Here is a 15,018-nt window from a genome sequence, read left to right as displayed (position 1 = left end):
CCCGTGACCACTCCCGACACCCCGCGCTACGAGACCCTCTCCTGGTCGGTCGACGACGACGGGATCCTCACCCTCACGCTCGACCGCCCCGACGCGCTGAACTCCTTCACCGTGACGATGGCGGACGAGCTGGAGGACGCCTTCCGGCGCGTCAACGACCACGACGAGGTGCGCGCCGTCGTGGTGACGGGCGCGGGTCGCGCCTTCTGCGCCGGCATGGACCTGACCCGCGAGGGCAACGTGTTCGGCCTCGACGAGTCCCTCGCGCCCACGCCCCAGGACCTCGTCGACCGCTTCGACGCCCCCGAGATCCGGGACGGCGTCCGCGACACGGGCGGCCGGGTCTCGCTCGCGATCTTCGACTGCCGCAAGCCGGTCATCGCGGCCATCAACGGCGCCGCCGTGGGGATCGGCGCCACCATGACGCTGCCGATGGACGTGCGGCTGGTCTCGACCAAGGCCCGCGTCGGCTTCGTCTTCGGGCGCATCGGGATCGTGCCCGAGGCCTGCTCCTCGTGGTTCCTCCCCCGCCTCGTCGGCCTGCCCCGTGCCCTCGAGTGGGTCTACACCGCCGATATCCTCGAGCCCGCCGAGCTCCTCGAGGGCGGGCTGGTGCGCTCGGTGCACGAGCCGGAGGACCTGCTCCCCGCGGCGTACGAGCTGGCGCGCCGGTTCACCCGCAACCGCTCGCCGTACGGCGTGGCGCTCGCCCGGCAGCTCCTCTACCGCGGCGCGGGGGCCGGGCACCCCGTCGACGCCCACCGGGCGGACTCGCTCGCGATGTTCTACGCCTCGATGGCGGACGGCAAGGAGGGCGTGGCCGCGTTCCTCGAGAAGCGCGACCCCGCGTTCGAGGCCCCGGCCTCGCGCGTTCCCGACGTCTTCGGGGACGCGCGATGAGCGCCTCCACCGACCCCGGCCCGCAGGACCCCGCGGCGGTCGCCCGGATGCTCGACGAGCTCGAGACGTGGGCCGTCGTCGGGCTCTCCGACGACCCGGGCCGCACCGCGTGGCGCATCGCGCAGCTGCTCCAGCAGCGCGGCAAGCGGATCGTGCCCGTGCACCCCAAGGCGCCGACGGTGCACGGCGAGCAGGGCTACGCCAGCCTGGCCGACGTGCCGTTCCCGATCGACGTGGTCGACGTGTTCCGGCGCTCCGAGTTCGCCGGAGCGGTCGTCGACGAGGCGATCGCCGTCGGCGCGCAGGGCGTGTGGCTGCAGCTCGGCGTGGTCGACCAGGACGCGATCGACCGCGCCCGCTCCGCCGGCCTGGTGGCCGTCATGGACACCTGCCCCGCCATCGAGTGGAACCGGCGGGGCTGACGCCTGGGCCGGGGAGGCCCCGGTCGCTCAGAAACCGGCGCGCGACGCGCCGACCGACGACGCCGACCGCACGACCTCGCCCTTGGCGTGGGCGGCGTCGCGCAGCGAGGCCTGGAACGCGACCATCCGCTCGGCCAGCGCCGGGTCGGTCGCGGCGAGGATCCGCACGGCCAGCAGGCCCGCGTTGCGGGCGTTGCCCACCGCGACCGTCGCCACGGGCACGCCCGCCGGCATCTGGACGATGGACAGCAGGGAGTCCATGCCGTCGAGGTGGCGCAGCGGCACCGGCACCCCGATCACCGGCAGCGGCGTCACGGCCGCGAGCATGCCCGGCAGGTGCGCCGCACCGCCGGCGCCGGCGATGATCGCGGCGAGCCCGCGACCGTGGGCCTCGCGGCCGTAGGCCAGCATCTCGTCGGGCATCCGGTGCGCCGAGACGACGTCGGCCTCGAAGGGCACGTCGAACTCGGCCAGCGCGGTGGCCGCGGCCTCCATGACGGGCCAGTCGGAGTCCGACCCCATCACGATGCCGACGCGGGGGGCGGGACGCCCGGTGGACTCGCTCATCTCACTCGCTCTCGTTGCCGAGGTCGCCGGCGAACCAGGCGGCCGCGTGGCGGGCGCGCTCGCGGCACTCCTCGAGGTCGTCGCCGTAGACGTTGACGTGGCCGACCTTGCGGCCGGGCCGCAGGTCCTTGCCGTACAGGTGCACCCGCAGGCCCGGGTCGCGGGCGAGCGCGTGGGGGTAGCCGTCGTAGAGCCGGCCCGCGGTCGCCGGGTCGACGCTCGCCGAGCCGAGGATGTTGACCATGACGCTCCAGCGCGCGCGGGGCGCGGGCGAGCCCAACGGCAGGTCGAGCACGGCGCGCAGGTGGTTCTCGAACTGCGAGGTCACCGCTCCGTCCTGCGTCCAGTGGCCGGTGTTGTGCGGACGCATCGCCAGCTCGTTGACCAGGACGCGGCCGTCGGCCGTCTCGAAGAGCTCGACCGCGAGGATGCCGACGACGTCGAGCTCGCCCGCCACCCGCAGGGCGATCTCCTGCGCACGGGTCGCGAGCCCCTCGGCGAGGTCGGGGGCCGGGGCCGTCACCTCGTGGCAGATGCCGTCGCGCTGCACGGTCTCGACGACGGGGTACGCCGCGGCCTGGCCGCTCGGCGAGCGTGCCACGAGCGCGGACAGCTCCCGCACGAAGTCGACGAGCTCCTCGGCGAGCACCTCGACGCCCGCCTCCCGGGCCGCCGCGAAGGCGGCGTCGGCGTCGGCGAGCTCACGGACGACCCAGACGCCCTTGCCGTCGTACCCGCCCCGGGTGGTCTTGAGCACGCACGGCAGCCCGAACTCCGCCACCTCCTCGGGCGAGGCGACGACCGCGTTGCGCGGGCAGGGCACCCCCAGCTCCGCGAGCCGACGGCGCATCACGGACTTGTCCTGGGCGTGGACGAGCGCATCGGGACCCGGTCGTACGGCGACGCCGTCGGCCGCGAGGGCGCGCAGGTGCTCCGTGGGCACGTGCTCGTGGTCGAACGTGACGGCCACGCAGCCGGCGGTCACGGCCCGCAGGTCGTCGAGGTCGCGGTGGTCGCCCACCCGCTGGTCGGGGACCACCTGCGCCGCGGAGACGTCGGGGCCCTCGGCCAGCAGCCGGAGCGGCACGCCGAGGGCGGCGGCCGGCTCGGCCATCATCCGGGCGAGCTGGCCGCCACCGATGACGGCGAGACGGGGGGCGCGCTCAGACATCGAGACCGGACACGAGCGACGCGAACTGCCGACCCATGCGCTCCGGGGAGCGCTCGGCGGCGAGCGCGGCGGCCGCGGCCCGGGCCTCGCGCGTCGCCGTGGGGTCCGCGAGGATCTCGTCGAGCGCGAGCTTGATCGCCCCGGCCAGCGAGTCGTCGTCCTTCGGCTCGAAGAGCCGCACCTGGGGCCGTCCGTCGAACGCGGCGATCGCACCGGCCCGCGGCGCGACGACCGGGAGCCCGAAGGTCTGCGACAGCAGGAACGAGCCCGAGTTGAGGATGTTGCGGTAGGCCAGGACGGCGAGGTCCGCGGCCTTCATCCACACCTGCAGCTGGTCGTCGGGCACGAACTCGAACTTGGCGATGATCCGCGGGTCGGCGAGGCACTGCGCCTCGAAGCGCGCGGAGCGCGCCAGGCGGCCCGGGCGCCCCGCGATGAGGAGCCGCAGCGACGGGTCGTCCTGGTGCAGCTCGTCGAAGACCGACACGAGCCGGTCCAGGCCCTTGTAGGGACGGACGCCGCCGAGGGCGATGATCGCGCGCTCCCCCGGCTGGATGCCGAGACGCGCGCGGGCACCCTCCCGCGAGACCCAGGTCGGGTAGATCCCGTCGTAGCTGGAGTGCTCGATGACGACGGCCTTCGACGGCTCGATCCGATAGAACGGCGCCGCCTGCTCGATCGTCTCCTCCGACAGCAGGTGGACCGCGTCCGCCTCGTCGGCCAACAGCTGGGCCAGCTCGATCTCGCCCCACTGGAACTTGCCCTCGTGCGGCAGCACGTTGTGCACGGTCCAGATCAGGTGGCCGCCCCGGGCCTTGAACTCCCGGAGCGTCGCCGCGAAGTCGTCGAGCACGAGGCGGGCCGAGAAGGGTCCCCGGGACGGCTGCAGGATCGGGTCGGTCCAGTGGATGTTGAGGATGCCAGGGGCACCGGGAGCGGCCACGCGCGTCTTGAGGTGGCCGAGGGCGTCCGTGACGGGCACCGGGTAGCCGCCGTCGGCCTCCAGCCCGGAGAACAGCATCCGCTGGTAGGGGTTGTTGGAGTAGTCCGGGAAGAAGTGCACGGCCCGCGGCGCCGGGGGCGCGTCGTACCGCGCCGCGCCCTCGGCGAGCGCCGCCGTGAACTGGCGGGCCCGGGTCGTCCACGTGTGGCGCTCGAGCACCACGTTGCGCGTCTGCTCAGCGAGCAGCGCCGTGCGCGCCGGATCGGCGCGGAGCTCGGTGAGGACCTCGGACAGCTCGCGCGCGTCCCGGTAGGTCGGCAGGTGGCCGAAGCCCTGCTCCTCGAGGCCGAGCCGCGTGTTGACGATGGGCAGCGCACCCGACGCGGCGCTCTCGTAGAGCCGCGAGTTGAGCGCCCCGAACCCGACGTTGGACCGGTTGACGTCGTCGATGACGTACGCGTGCTCGCCGTAGACGGCGGGCAGGTCGAAGTACGACCGCACCCCGCCGTGCCAACGACGCAGCCGCGCCGGGGCGCGGCGGGCCTCGCCGTACATCAGCACGTCGGCGTCCGACGGGAGCGAGACGAGCACCTTGTGCACGTCGCGGAGCGAGCCCCAGAAGTTGGCGGTGGTGACCGCGGTCGCCCGCCGGGTCGTGCCGGGCTCGGGCAGCACGAAGAGCTGCTCGTCCGCCGCGATCGGCAGCGCCTCGGGCCAGACCCGGTCGGTCACCTGGGAGAGCCGCTCCACGGCCATCGAGGACGACGCGAAGACCTGGTGGTAGCCGGGCAGCGAGCCCATGCGGCACCAGCGCTCGACCTCGTTGCGGACCCAGGCCACGCGACGCACGCCGGCACGCAGGACCGACGGGTCGAGGTCGGGCAGCATCGCGACGACGATGTCGGCGTCGTCGATCGTCGCCCAGTCCCACTTGGGGACGAGGCGCACGCCGTGGCCGAGCCGCACCAGCTCCAGGCCCATGCCGGCGGCCACGTAGATGTCACCACGACCCTCGTCGAGGTCGTCGGTGTAGACGCAGAAGGCGACGGTGGGCAGCTCGCCCGTGGCGTGCTCGCCGGCGACGAGGGCGTCGTAGGCCGCTCGCCGGGCGGGCGTGAGCGTCCGGGCGGACATCAACGGCTCCGGACGCGGTCCAGCACCCGGCGCGCCGCGCGCTCGAGGCGCGGGTCGGAGCGCACGACGTCCGCGGCGCGGCGCCGGGCGCGCCGGTAGGCCACCTTCACCGCCAACGGCTTGCCGTCGACGCTGACGAGCCGCTCGTACTCGCGCTGCCACTTGTCGAGCTGCTTCTGGATGGCGACGCGGCTCTCGAGGTGACGCTCGATCTCGCTCTGCATGCCCGAGACCTCCGCGGCGCCGAGCCGCAGCTCGGACTGGAAGTGGGCGCGCTCGGCGACGAGCAGCGACCGCACGGTCTCCAGCTCCCGCTCCAGCTGGGCGACCTGGGCGCGGAGGCGCTCCCGCGAGTCGAAGAGCTGCTGCCACTCCTCGTCCCGACCCGCACCTCCCGCAGCCGGGGTCGCGGACACGACGGTCTCGGCGGTGTTCTCGTCGTCGGACAGCTCAGGCATGGCGCCTCGGATCCTCTCCTGGTCGGTCTCTGGCTCGTGGTCGTGCTGCTCGAGGTCGTCCTCGACGCCGGTCGTGGCGACCCGCCGTCGGTCCGTCACCGCGAACCCGTGCCGCTCCAGCAGGCGCCGGAGCTGGTGGACGGTGCGGCGGCGGACGCCGTCCGCGCCGATGGTGACGGTCTCCGCGTACGTCGCGGTGCCCGCCAGCAGCTCCGCGCGCACGTCGGCCCCGCGCACCGGGTCGACACAGACGAGGAGCGTACCGCCCGACGGGAGCGCTCCCGCGCGCAGGAGGTCGAGCGCCCGCGGCAGGTCGACACCCGCCTCGCCGCCTCCGGCGAGCGCCAGCACGACGACGTCGGGCGCACCGTCGGGCGCGTCGTCGGGCGCGTCGTCGGGCGCGTCGTCGGGCGCACCGTCGGCGGGCTGGTCGGACACCACCGTGGCGGCGGCTCCGTCGGTCCGGAGCAGGTCCGCGAGGGCTCGGGCCACGCCCTGGTCGCCGAGCACCCGCACCCGGGCGGCCGTCGTCGGCAGCAGCCGTCGCACGGCCTCGGCGCGGGCCTCCGCGCGGGCCTCGTCGTCAGCCAGCGGCAAGCGTCGACTCCGCGGTCGGGAAGGTCGTCACCGCGTCGTTGCGACCGAAGCGGCCCGCCACGGCGTCCGCGCGACCCATCTCGACCAGCTCGTCGAAGCGGTCCAGCCAGGCCGGGGCCTTGTCGGCGACCTTCGCCCGCCACGGGTCGAGGAACGTGGTCTGGTGGTGCGCCATGGCCGCCTCGGGGTCGATCCGGAGCGCGTCACGCGCGAAGCCGTAGCGGTTCCGCGTCATGTAGTAGACGTAGTAGGGCTGCGGGAGCACACCGCTCGAGCGCTTGAGGTGCACCATCTCGGCGTCGCGGTTGACCATCGTGCGCCAGCCGGCCTCCTGCACCGTGACGCACCAGTGCGTCTCCTCGAAGTAGAGGAAGTAGTGCTCCGGCAGCAGACCGACCCGCTCCAGCGTCGTCCGCCGGATGAGCGGCGCGGCGCCCGTGACGTACCCGACGTCCAGGATCTTGCGACCGCCGACCGCGTCGGTGCTCTTGCCGTTGTTCATGTGGGACGTCGCGCCGGTCGCGCGGTCGATCGTGGCGCCGTCGAACCAGATGCGGTTGCCGGGCGGGCCGTAGAGGATGCGGGCGCTGACGACGCCGCAGTCCGGGTAGGCCGCCATGTGCTCCTTGAGCGTCGGCAGGGTGCGCCGCTTCACCCGGGTGTCGGGGTTGAGGATCCAGACGAGGTCGACGTCCGTCTCCAGCGCCCGCCGCACACCCACGTTGTTGCCGCCCGCGTAGCCCAGGTTCTCACCCGTGGCGATCACCTGGCCGCGGTCGCCGATCGCGTCGCGCAGCGCGTCGTGCCGGGCGTCCGCCGGACCGTTGTCGACGACGTAGAGGTCGATGTCGAGGTCGTCGGAGAGCTCGAGGCTCTCGACGCACTCCAGGGTGTCGCTGGGGTCTCCGTAGTTGAGCACCACGGCGGCTGTGCGCATCGGCTCCCTCTCCAGCTCGGCGACGCGGCCCGGACGCAGCCGGGCGGGCTCGTCCGTCGGACGAACCGCGCCTAACCTGCCACAGCGGCCCGGCCCGGCCCAAACAGGGCCGGCCGGCCGGGCTCAGGAGGGCACGCGCTCCTCGGCCCGCACCGGCGGGGCCAGCTCGAACCGGAGCCCCTTGCCCCGCACCGTCGTGATGAGGTGCGGCGCACGGCTGTCGTCGCCCAGCTTGCGACGGAGCCACCCCAGGTGGACGTCGATGGTCTTCGACGACGTCCAGAAGGTGGTCTCCCACACGGTGCGCATGAGCTCCTCCCGGGTCACGACCTCGCCGGCGCGCGCGATCAGCGCGTGGAGCAGGTCGAACTCCTTGCGGGAGAGCGTCACCTCCACGTCGCCCGACCACGCGCGGCGCGTGTCGGGGTCGAGGCGCACATCCTGGACGACGAACACGGGCTCACGGTAGGAACGCCCGCGCACCGAGGTGGGGCGAACGATCGAAATTTTGCCTTCGCGGTGACCGCGGTCACGTACGGCGCACGGTCACCGGCTCCAGCAGGCCGAAGCCACGCACGGGCCGGGCCGGCAGCCGGCGGCTCTCGAACTCCCGGGCCGGCAGCAGGTCCGCGGTGGCCTGGTCGAGGATGATCCGGTTGCGGCGGGCGATGTTGGTCAGTCGCGAGGCGAGGTTGACCGGGGGCCCGAACACGTCCCCCATCCGGGTCACCACGTGACCCGTCGCCATCCCGACGTGGACGTCGGGCATCCGGGCGTCGCGCCCGATCACCTTGATGATCCCCTCGGCCGTCTCGTACGCCCGGAGCGGGTCGTCGTTGACGAAGAGCACCGAGTCGCCGAGCGACTTGATGATGCGCCCGTGGTGGCCCTGCACCACGTCGTGGCACCGCGACTCGAACAGCTCGACCAGGTCGCCGATCCGGCCCTCGTCCAGCTCGTTGGACAGGGCCGTGAAGCTCACGAGGTCGGCGAAGCCCACGGTGATCTGCCAGGTGTCCGCGTCCTCGTCGAGCTCGTCGACGCCCTCCATGCGGCTCGCGGCCGCGGCGAGGTGGCGACGCCAGGCGTTCACCATGACCCGCTCGAACACGTCGCTGAGCTCCTCGACGAGCTGCGTGGCGGCGCCCAGCCGGCCGCCCGCGGGGTCCGGCCCGGTGTCGACCGCCTCGATGAGCGGCACGAGCACCGAGATCTCCCAGTCGGCGAGCCGGGCCATCGTCTGCCCGATCGCCCGGGTGAGGTTGACGGCCGCGTCCATGGGGATGCCGCCACGGTCCACGGCGTCGAGGAGGGCGCCCATCGTCGTCGTGTCGGCCCCGGTGAAGGTCACCGACTCCTCGTTGAGGGGCAGGCCGAGGGCGCGCCACAGCCGGCGGACGTCGGCGATCGGGATGCCGCCCTCATCGAGGTCGTGCGCCGTGAAGACCGGCACCTCGCCCAGGATCGCCCGCTCGAGGTCGAAGACGGTCGGACGGTCGGCGCCCTCCGCGCGGGGGGCGCCGTCGGGCTCGGGGGCCACCGCCCCCTCCGGATCAGGTGCCATCGTCGTGGGCGACGCCGGAGATGCGGTGCAGCTCCTCCGAGACGAGCAGCTGCACCTTCTCGACGCGCGGGATGTCGGTGAGCTCCACGCGACCCTGGTCGCTCGCGTCCGAGACCACGAGGGTCCCGCAGCCGAAGATGCGGTCGATGATCCCGATCTCGAAGTCGACGCCGCTGATGCGGTTGAGCGGGATCGTGCGGCCCTCCTTCGCGATGAACCCCGAGCGCGCGATGAACCGGCGGTTGGTGAACGTGTAGGTCTTGGTCAGCCACCCGACCAGCGGGCGGAGCACGAACCACACCAGGGTCGCGACGACGACCACCCAGACGAGGATCTCGAGCACGTTCGCCGCGGTCTGGTCGGGCAGCAGGACGGTGGCCACCACGCCCAGCGCGATCATGAGCAGCAGCACGGCGGCAGGCCCGAAGAGCTCCTTGACGTGCGTGCGGGTGCTCACGACGACGTGCTCGCCGGGGTTGAGGAGCCTCTGGGGGAACGACACGGTGGTGATCCTCTCACCCGCTCACGCCGGTCGCACGTGGATGACGTCCCCCGCGCCCACCGTGTGGCGCCGTCCGCCGGCCTCCACGACGAGGCAGCCGGCGCCGTCCACGTCCACGGCGTCCCCGACGAGGGCGTCGCCCTGGGGCAGCTCGACGCGGACGCGACGGCCGACGGTGGCGCAGGCCGCGGCGTACGACGTCCGCAGGTCCGCGAGGTCCCCGCGCTCCCAGCGCACCAGCAGCGCGGACAGGTCGGTGAGCACCTCGCGCAGGAGGACGGTCCGGTCGATCGCCGCCGCGGGGACCCCCGCCGTGCGGAGCGACGCGGCCGTCGGCACGGGGAGCTCCTCGCGGGTGGTGGCGGTGTTGATGCCGATGCCGATGACGGCGGCCGGTCCCGCGGGGGTCTCGATCCGCTCCGCGAGGATGCCGGCGACCTTGCCCGGCTCGTCCGGGTGGGCGGCCGGCGCGACCAGCACGTCGTTGGGCCACTTGAGCGAGACGTCCACCGCGGGATGCTGCCGGGCCAGGGCGCTGCGCGCGGCGAGACCGGTCACGAGGGGCAGCCACGGCCACTGCTGGGCGGGCGCGGACGGGCGCAGCAGTACCGAGAAGGTGAGGGCGGACCGGGGCGGCGTGTGGAAGGTGCGGTCGATCCGTCCGCGCCCCGCGGTCTGGTGCTCCGCGACGAGCACCGTCCCGCTCGCCGCGCCGTCGCGGGCGCGGGCGGCGAGGTCCGCGTTCGTCGACGGCGAGGTCTCCACGACCTCGACGCGCCAGCCGACCGCGCCCGGGACGTCCCCGAGCGCCTCGACGCGCAGCGGCGCGCGTCCCTCCTGCTCCGTCACTGCTCTCCCCTTCCCGCCGTGCCCGGCTGTCCGCAGAACCCTAGACTCGCCCACCATGGCCGAGATGCGCGTGCCCGTCCTGCTCGCCACCAGCAACGGCGTGGGCATGGGCCACCTCACGCGGCAGGTGACCGTCGCGCTCGCGGGCGCCGACCGGCTGGACGTCACCCTCCTCTCGCTCTCCGCGGCGCTCCCGACGGTCGCACGGGCCGCAGCCGACGGTCGGCTCCCCGGAGCCGACCGCATGCGCTTCGAGTACTGCCCCAGCCGCACCAGCCCCTGGCAGGGGTCCGGCGCCGCGAAGGTCGCGTGGCGCACCCACTGGGACGCGTACCTCGCCGACCGCCTCGTCGCCCTCGCCGCCGAGACCGGCGCGCGCGTCGTGGCCTTCGACGGCGTCGTGCCCTACGCGGGCCTCCTGCGCGCCCGGCAGGCCCTCCCGGAGACGGCCTTCGTGTGGGTGCGGCGCGGCATGTGGCGCCCCGGCGTCGGTGCGGCGTGGTTGGCGCGGGCCGAGCACTTCGACGCGGTCGTCGAACCGGGGGACGTCGGCGGCGCGGCCGACGCCGGGCCGACCGCCGGCCTGCCCGGGGTCGTGCGCACCGCGCCGATCTCCCTGACCTCGGCGCTGCCCGCGCTCCCCCGCGCCGCGGCGCGCGCACGGCTCGGGCTCCACCCCGAGCGGCCCGCGCTGCTCCTGGCCCCGGGCTCGGGGGCGTACGCCGACGTGTCGACCCTCCTGCGCACCGTGGTGGCGCACGTGCGCCGCGCCGCACCGGACTGGCAGGTGGCGGTCACCCGCCAGGCGATCGCCCGGCACGCGGCGGACGCCGGGGACACCGGGGACACCGGGGCCCTCGTCGTCCTCCGCGACGTCTACCCCCTGGCCCCGCTCCTCGGCGCGTTCGACGCGGCCGTCGGAGCGGCCGGGTACAACGCGGTGCACGAGCACGTCGCGGCCGGCCTGCCCACGCTCCTCGTGCCCAGCACGGGGCACGAGACCGACGACCAGGTGGCCCGGAGCCGCGGGGTGGTCGACCTCGGCGCGGCCCTGGTCGCGACCGACGGCGCGGCGCTGCGGGCGGGACTCGACCGCCTCCTCGACGCGGACGTGCGGGCGGACGTGCGGACCGCGTGCGCCGCGGTCGCGCCCGCCGACGGCGCGCACGAGGTCGCCGCCCTCCTCGCGCGGCTCGGCGCGGGACGCCCCGCCGTCGACGAGCCCGCGCCCGCCGGGCCCCCGGCATGGCGCCGCCCGGGGCTGGCGGTCGCGGGCGCGCGCCGCGGCGTACCCCTGGTGACGGAGGCGCACGACCCCGTCGGCTCGGAGCGGCCGGTGGAGCACCTGCTGGCGGGCGCGAGCCCGGAGTACCGGGCCCGACGTCGTGCGGCCGCCCGGTGGCTCTACCGCTGACGGGGACGGCGAGCCGCACCCGCGCCCCGGGAGGTGGGACGGAGTTCCTACTGTCCGGTACGCGGGACCCCCTGCACCGACCGACCGATCGCCCGCTACATTGCGGCCCATGAGCGCACAGGTGGGCGAGGGCACCGAGGTGCCGGCCGACATCGACGTCAGCACGACCGCAGGCAAGCTGGCGGACCTCGAGCGACGGCTGGACGAGGCCGTGCACGCCGGGTCGGCCAAGGCCGTCGAGAAGCAGCACGCACGGGGCCGCCAGACGGCGCGCGAGCGCATCGAGCAGCTCTTCGACGAGGGCAGCTTCGTCGAGCTCGACGAGCTCGCCCGCCACCGGTCGACGGCGTTCGGCCTCGAGAAGAAGCGGCCCTACGGCGACGGTGTGGTGACCGGGTACGGCACGATCGACGGCCGCCAGGTGTGCGTCTTCAGCCAGGACTTCACGGTCTTCGGAGGCTCGCTGGGCGAGGTCTACGGCGAGAAGATCACCAAGGTGATGGACCTCGCCATCAAGACCGGTTGCCCCATCATCGGCATCAACGAGGGCGCCGGCGCCCGCATCCAGGAGGGCGTCGTCTCCCTGGGCCTCTACGGCGAGATCTTCCGCCGCAACGTGCACGCCTCGGGCGTCATCCCGCAGATCAGCCTCATCATGGGCAACTGCGCCGGCGGCCACGTCTACTCCCCCGCCGTCACCGACTTCACGGTCATGGTCGACAAGACGTCGGCGATGTTCATCACCGGGCCCGACGTCATCAAGACCGTCACCGGCGAGGACGTCACCATCGAGGAGCTCGGCGGCGCGCGCACCCACAACACCAAGTCGGGCAACGCGCACTACATGGGTGCCGACGAGGACGACGCGCTCGAGTTCGTCAAGAACCTGCTGAGCTACCTGCCGCAGAACAACCTCGACGAGCCCCCCGTCTTCGACGAGGTCGCCGACCTCGAGGTCAACGACCTCGACCGCAAGCTCGACACGATCATCCCGGACAGCCCGAACCAGCCCTACGACATCCGCGAGGTCGTCGAGGCCGTCGTGGACGACGAGGACTTCCTCGAGGTGCAGCCGCTGTTCGCGCCCAACATCGTCGTCGGCTACGGCCGCGTCGAGGGCCGCAGCGTCGGCATCGTGGCCAACCAGCCCATGCAGTTCGCGGGCACGCTCGACATCGACGCCTCCGAGAAGGCCGCCCGCTTCGTCCGCACCTGCGACGCCTTCAACATCCCGGTGCTCACCTTCGTCGACGTGCCGGGCTTCCTGCCGGGCACCGACCAGGAGTACAACGGCATCATCCGCCGCGGCGCGAAGCTCATCTACGCGTACGCCGAGGCGACCGTGCCGCTCGTCACCATCATCACGCGCAAGGCGTACGGCGGCGCGTACGACGTCATGGGCTCCAAGCACCTCGGCGCCGACATCAACATCGCCTGGCCGACGGCGCAGATCGCGGTCATGGGCGCGCAGGGCGCGATCAACATCCTGTACCGCAAGGAGATCAAGGACGCGACCGCCGACGGCACCGTCGACGCGAAGCGCGCCGAGCTCGTCGAGGAGTACGACAAGCACCTCGCCAACCCGTACATCGCCGCGGAGCGGGGCTACATCGACGCCGTCATCGCGCCGCACGAGACGCGGGCCGAGGTCGTGCGGGCCCTGCGCCTCCTGCGCAGCAAGCGCGAGACCCTGCCGCCCAAGAAGCACGGGAACATCCCGCTGTGAGCGACGAGGTGACCGGGGACGGGACGGCCGGCGAGCCGGCCGAGCAGGCGGAGGTCGCGCCCGCGCGACCGTTGCTCCGCGTCGTCAACGGGGACGCCACCCCGGAGGAGGTCGCGGCCGTGGTCGCGGTGCTCGCCGCGCTCGGCGGGGGTGCGCCGGCGCCGGCCCCGCGCCGCACGCCGGAGTGGTCGGCCCCGCGCCGTGCCCTCCGCGGCCCCCACCACGCCGCCCCCGGCGCGTGGCGGGCCTCCGGGTTGCCCCGCTGAGCGGTCGTTTGACAGAAAACTGAGCAGAAGTTCGCGGCAACTCCGGCGCAACGAGCAGGTCGGGGGGAAGGATGCTCCTGTGACCCTCCCCCCCGACGTGCCCGGGCGTCCCGCGATGGGCGACGCGACGGCCAACCAGTACGTCCGCGTGCCGGACCCGACCATGGCCGCCTACGCCGACGAGTTCCTCGCCGGCGTCGAGGACCTGCCGACGTACCGCCCGACGATCGGGTGCGTCATCCCCGCCTACAACGAGGCCGAGACGATCGCGGGCGTGCTCGACGCGCTGCTCGCGCAGACGCGCCTGCCCGACGTCATCCACGTCATCGTCAACAACACGACCGACGACACGGTCGAGGTCGCGGGCTACTACGCCGGCGAGCACGTGCGGATGACGCGCAACGGCGAGCAGATGACCGAGATCTTCGTCCACGACATCGGCAAGAACCCGGACAAGAAGGTCGGCGCCCTCAACTACGGCTACTCGCTCGTGGAGGGGTACGACTACCTCCTCGGTGTCGACGGCGACACCACGCCGGAGCCCGACGCCGTCGAGGAGCTCGTCAACGAGATCGCCAGCGACGACCGCATCGGCGGCATCTCGGCGATCTACAGCATCGACGACTCCGCGCTCGACGGGCCGATGGCGAAGTTCCTCATCGCAGGCCAGCGCGCCCAGTTCTCGGCCTTCAACATGCAGAACCTCCTGCGCGGCCGCAACATGGCGGTGCTCGGCGGCCAGTTCTCGATCTTCGCGACGCGCGCCCTGCGCGACGTGCTCGAGGACAGCCACCAGCGCACCCCGTGGGTCAAGGACTCCGAGGTCGAGGACTCGCTGCTGTCGCTGCAGATCAAGAGCGCCGGCTACCTGACGAAGATCTCCGCCGCGGCCCGCGCCCACGTGGGCGGCATGACCACGCTGCGGTCGCTCGACGCGCAGCAGGTGAAGTGGAACTTCGGGGCCATCGACCTGATGTGGCCGGGCCAGCGCGGTGACACGCCCGGCCAGCCGCTGCACCCGAACCTGCGCCTGCGCTGGTTCGAGCACATCTCGATGGTCATCAACATCACGACCCGGCTCATGTTCCTCACGCTGCTCCTCGGGTCGCTCTCCATCAACGCCTTCGTCTTCTCCCCCTGGTGGCTCATCCCGCCGATGGCCGCGATCCTGCTGAACTTCCGCGTCGCCCGCTCGATGTACTACGGCAACAGGCGCGACTACCTCTTCGCCATCCTGCTGGCTCCAGCCGAGGTCTACATGTGGATCCGGATCGGACACTTCCTCCGCTCCTGGACCAAGTTCGCCTCCCGGGCGCAGACCGACAACTGGGCCGCCCAGGCAAAGGCGGAGCGCGGCGCCGGCCAGGGCTATCTCGCACCCCTGGCGGTGCTGCTCGTCATCCTGGCGGTCCTCGCCGCCATCTGGCTGCAGATTCCCATCAACGCCAAGTCCGACATCCTCGCCGTCGGCTGGCCGATCTTGGGCGTGATCACGATCCTGCAGACCGGCTGGATGATGACGAAGGTCCTGCGCCGCTACAAGGGCTTCAAGGCGTGACGCCCGCACT

15 protein-coding genes are annotated in these 15,018 nt (G+C 73.3%); 6 read left to right on the top strand and 9 right to left on the bottom strand.

The features are described 5' to 3' along the window. Positions 1-3 precede the first annotated feature (3 nt). Together G3T38_RS02095 and G3T38_RS02090 are read left to right on the top strand one after the other, a co-directional pair. A complete protein-coding gene (locus G3T38_RS02095; RefSeq protein ID WP_163770391.1) occupies positions 4-900 on the top strand; it encodes an enoyl-CoA hydratase-related protein in 897 nt (298 codons plus the stop codon). Further along, a complete protein-coding gene (locus G3T38_RS02090) occupies positions 897-1,322 on the top strand; it encodes a CoA-binding protein (RefSeq protein ID WP_206675754.1) in 426 nt (141 codons plus the stop codon). The genes G3T38_RS02095 and G3T38_RS02090 overlap by 4 nt, the downstream gene beginning before the upstream one ends. A gap of 27 nt (positions 1,323-1,349) precedes the next feature. On the opposite strand, the gene purE is transcribed toward G3T38_RS02090, so the two are convergent. From purE to G3T38_RS02045, 9 genes are all read right to left on the bottom strand, one after another. After that, positions 1,350-1,889: a 5-(carboxyamino)imidazole ribonucleotide mutase gene (purE, locus tag G3T38_RS02085; RefSeq protein ID WP_163770390.1), complete on the bottom strand. Its 540-nt coding sequence runs from the start codon at positions 1,887-1,889 to the stop codon at positions 1,350-1,352. A gap of 1 nt (position 1,890) precedes the next feature. Next, positions 1,891-3,060 carry a 5-(carboxyamino)imidazole ribonucleotide synthase gene (locus G3T38_RS02080; RefSeq protein ID WP_163770389.1) on the bottom strand — a complete coding sequence of 390 codons (1,170 nt, stop codon included), beginning with the start codon at positions 3,058-3,060 and terminating at the stop codon, positions 1,891-1,893. Then, positions 3,053-5,137: a glycosyltransferase gene (locus G3T38_RS02075; protein WP_163770388.1), complete on the bottom strand. Its 2,085-nt coding sequence runs from the start codon at positions 5,135-5,137 to the stop codon at positions 3,053-3,055. The genes G3T38_RS02080 and G3T38_RS02075 overlap by 8 nt, the downstream gene beginning before the upstream one ends. Next, positions 5,137-6,192, bottom strand: a complete 1,056-nt coding sequence (locus tag G3T38_RS02070; protein WP_163770387.1) for a hypothetical protein — start codon at positions 6,190-6,192, stop codon at positions 5,137-5,139. Before G3T38_RS02070 ends, G3T38_RS02075 begins: the two co-directional genes overlap by 1 nt. Further along, entirely contained in the window at positions 6,179-7,129 is a 951-nt protein-coding gene (locus tag G3T38_RS02065; protein ID WP_163770386.1) for a glycosyltransferase family 2 protein, read from the bottom strand. Before G3T38_RS02065 ends, G3T38_RS02070 begins: the two co-directional genes overlap by 14 nt. Positions 7,130-7,252: 123 nt before the next feature. Beyond that, on the bottom strand, positions 7,253-7,585 hold the full coding sequence (locus tag G3T38_RS02060; protein ID WP_163770385.1) for a winged helix-turn-helix domain-containing protein: 333 nt from the start codon (positions 7,583-7,585) through the stop codon (positions 7,253-7,255). A 73-nt stretch (positions 7,586-7,658) separates the two neighbouring features. After that, entirely contained in the window at positions 7,659-8,669 is a 1,011-nt protein-coding gene (locus G3T38_RS02055) for an adenylate/guanylate cyclase domain-containing protein (protein WP_338037408.1), read from the bottom strand. Between the two features lie 13 nt (positions 8,670-8,682). Beyond that, entirely contained in the window at positions 8,683-9,195 is a 513-nt protein-coding gene (locus G3T38_RS02050) for a PH domain-containing protein (protein WP_163770383.1), read from the bottom strand. 21 nt (positions 9,196-9,216) lie between these two features. Next, entirely contained in the window at positions 9,217-10,044 is an 828-nt protein-coding gene (locus G3T38_RS02045) for a biotin--[acetyl-CoA-carboxylase] ligase (RefSeq protein ID WP_338037407.1), read from the bottom strand. 55 nt (positions 10,045-10,099) lie between these two features. Here G3T38_RS02045 and G3T38_RS02040 point away from each other — a divergent pair, with 55 nt between their 5' ends. The 4 genes from G3T38_RS02040 (at position 10,100) to G3T38_RS02025 (ending at position 15,008) form a co-directional block, all read left to right on the top strand. Beyond that, positions 10,100-11,458, top strand: a complete 1,359-nt coding sequence (locus G3T38_RS02040) for a glycosyltransferase family protein (protein WP_163770382.1) — start codon at positions 10,100-10,102, stop codon at positions 11,456-11,458. Between the two features lie 109 nt (positions 11,459-11,567). Next, positions 11,568-13,184 (top strand): acyl-CoA carboxylase subunit beta, encoded by a 1,617-nt coding sequence (locus tag G3T38_RS02035; protein WP_163770381.1) that lies wholly within the window; start codon positions 11,568-11,570, stop codon positions 13,182-13,184. After that, positions 13,181-13,450 carry an acyl-CoA carboxylase epsilon subunit gene (locus G3T38_RS02030; protein WP_338037406.1) on the top strand — a complete coding sequence of 90 codons (270 nt, stop codon included), beginning with the start codon at positions 13,181-13,183 and terminating at the stop codon, positions 13,448-13,450. The genes G3T38_RS02035 and G3T38_RS02030 overlap by 4 nt, the downstream gene beginning before the upstream one ends. 79 nt (positions 13,451-13,529) lie before the next feature. Next, positions 13,530-15,008 (top strand): glycosyltransferase family 2 protein, encoded by a 1,479-nt coding sequence (locus G3T38_RS02025; protein WP_338037405.1) that lies wholly within the window; start codon positions 13,530-13,532, stop codon positions 15,006-15,008. The last annotated feature ends 10 nt before the right edge of the window (positions 15,009-15,018 follow it).

It is taken from the genome of Nocardioides zeae (assembly GCF_010686755.1).
Taxonomy (GTDB): domain Bacteria; phylum Actinomycetota; class Actinomycetes; order Propionibacteriales; family Nocardioidaceae; genus Nocardioides; species Nocardioides zeae.
Note: the sequence above shows the minus strand (reverse complement) of the source record. Positions and strands in the feature narration are given on the sequence as shown.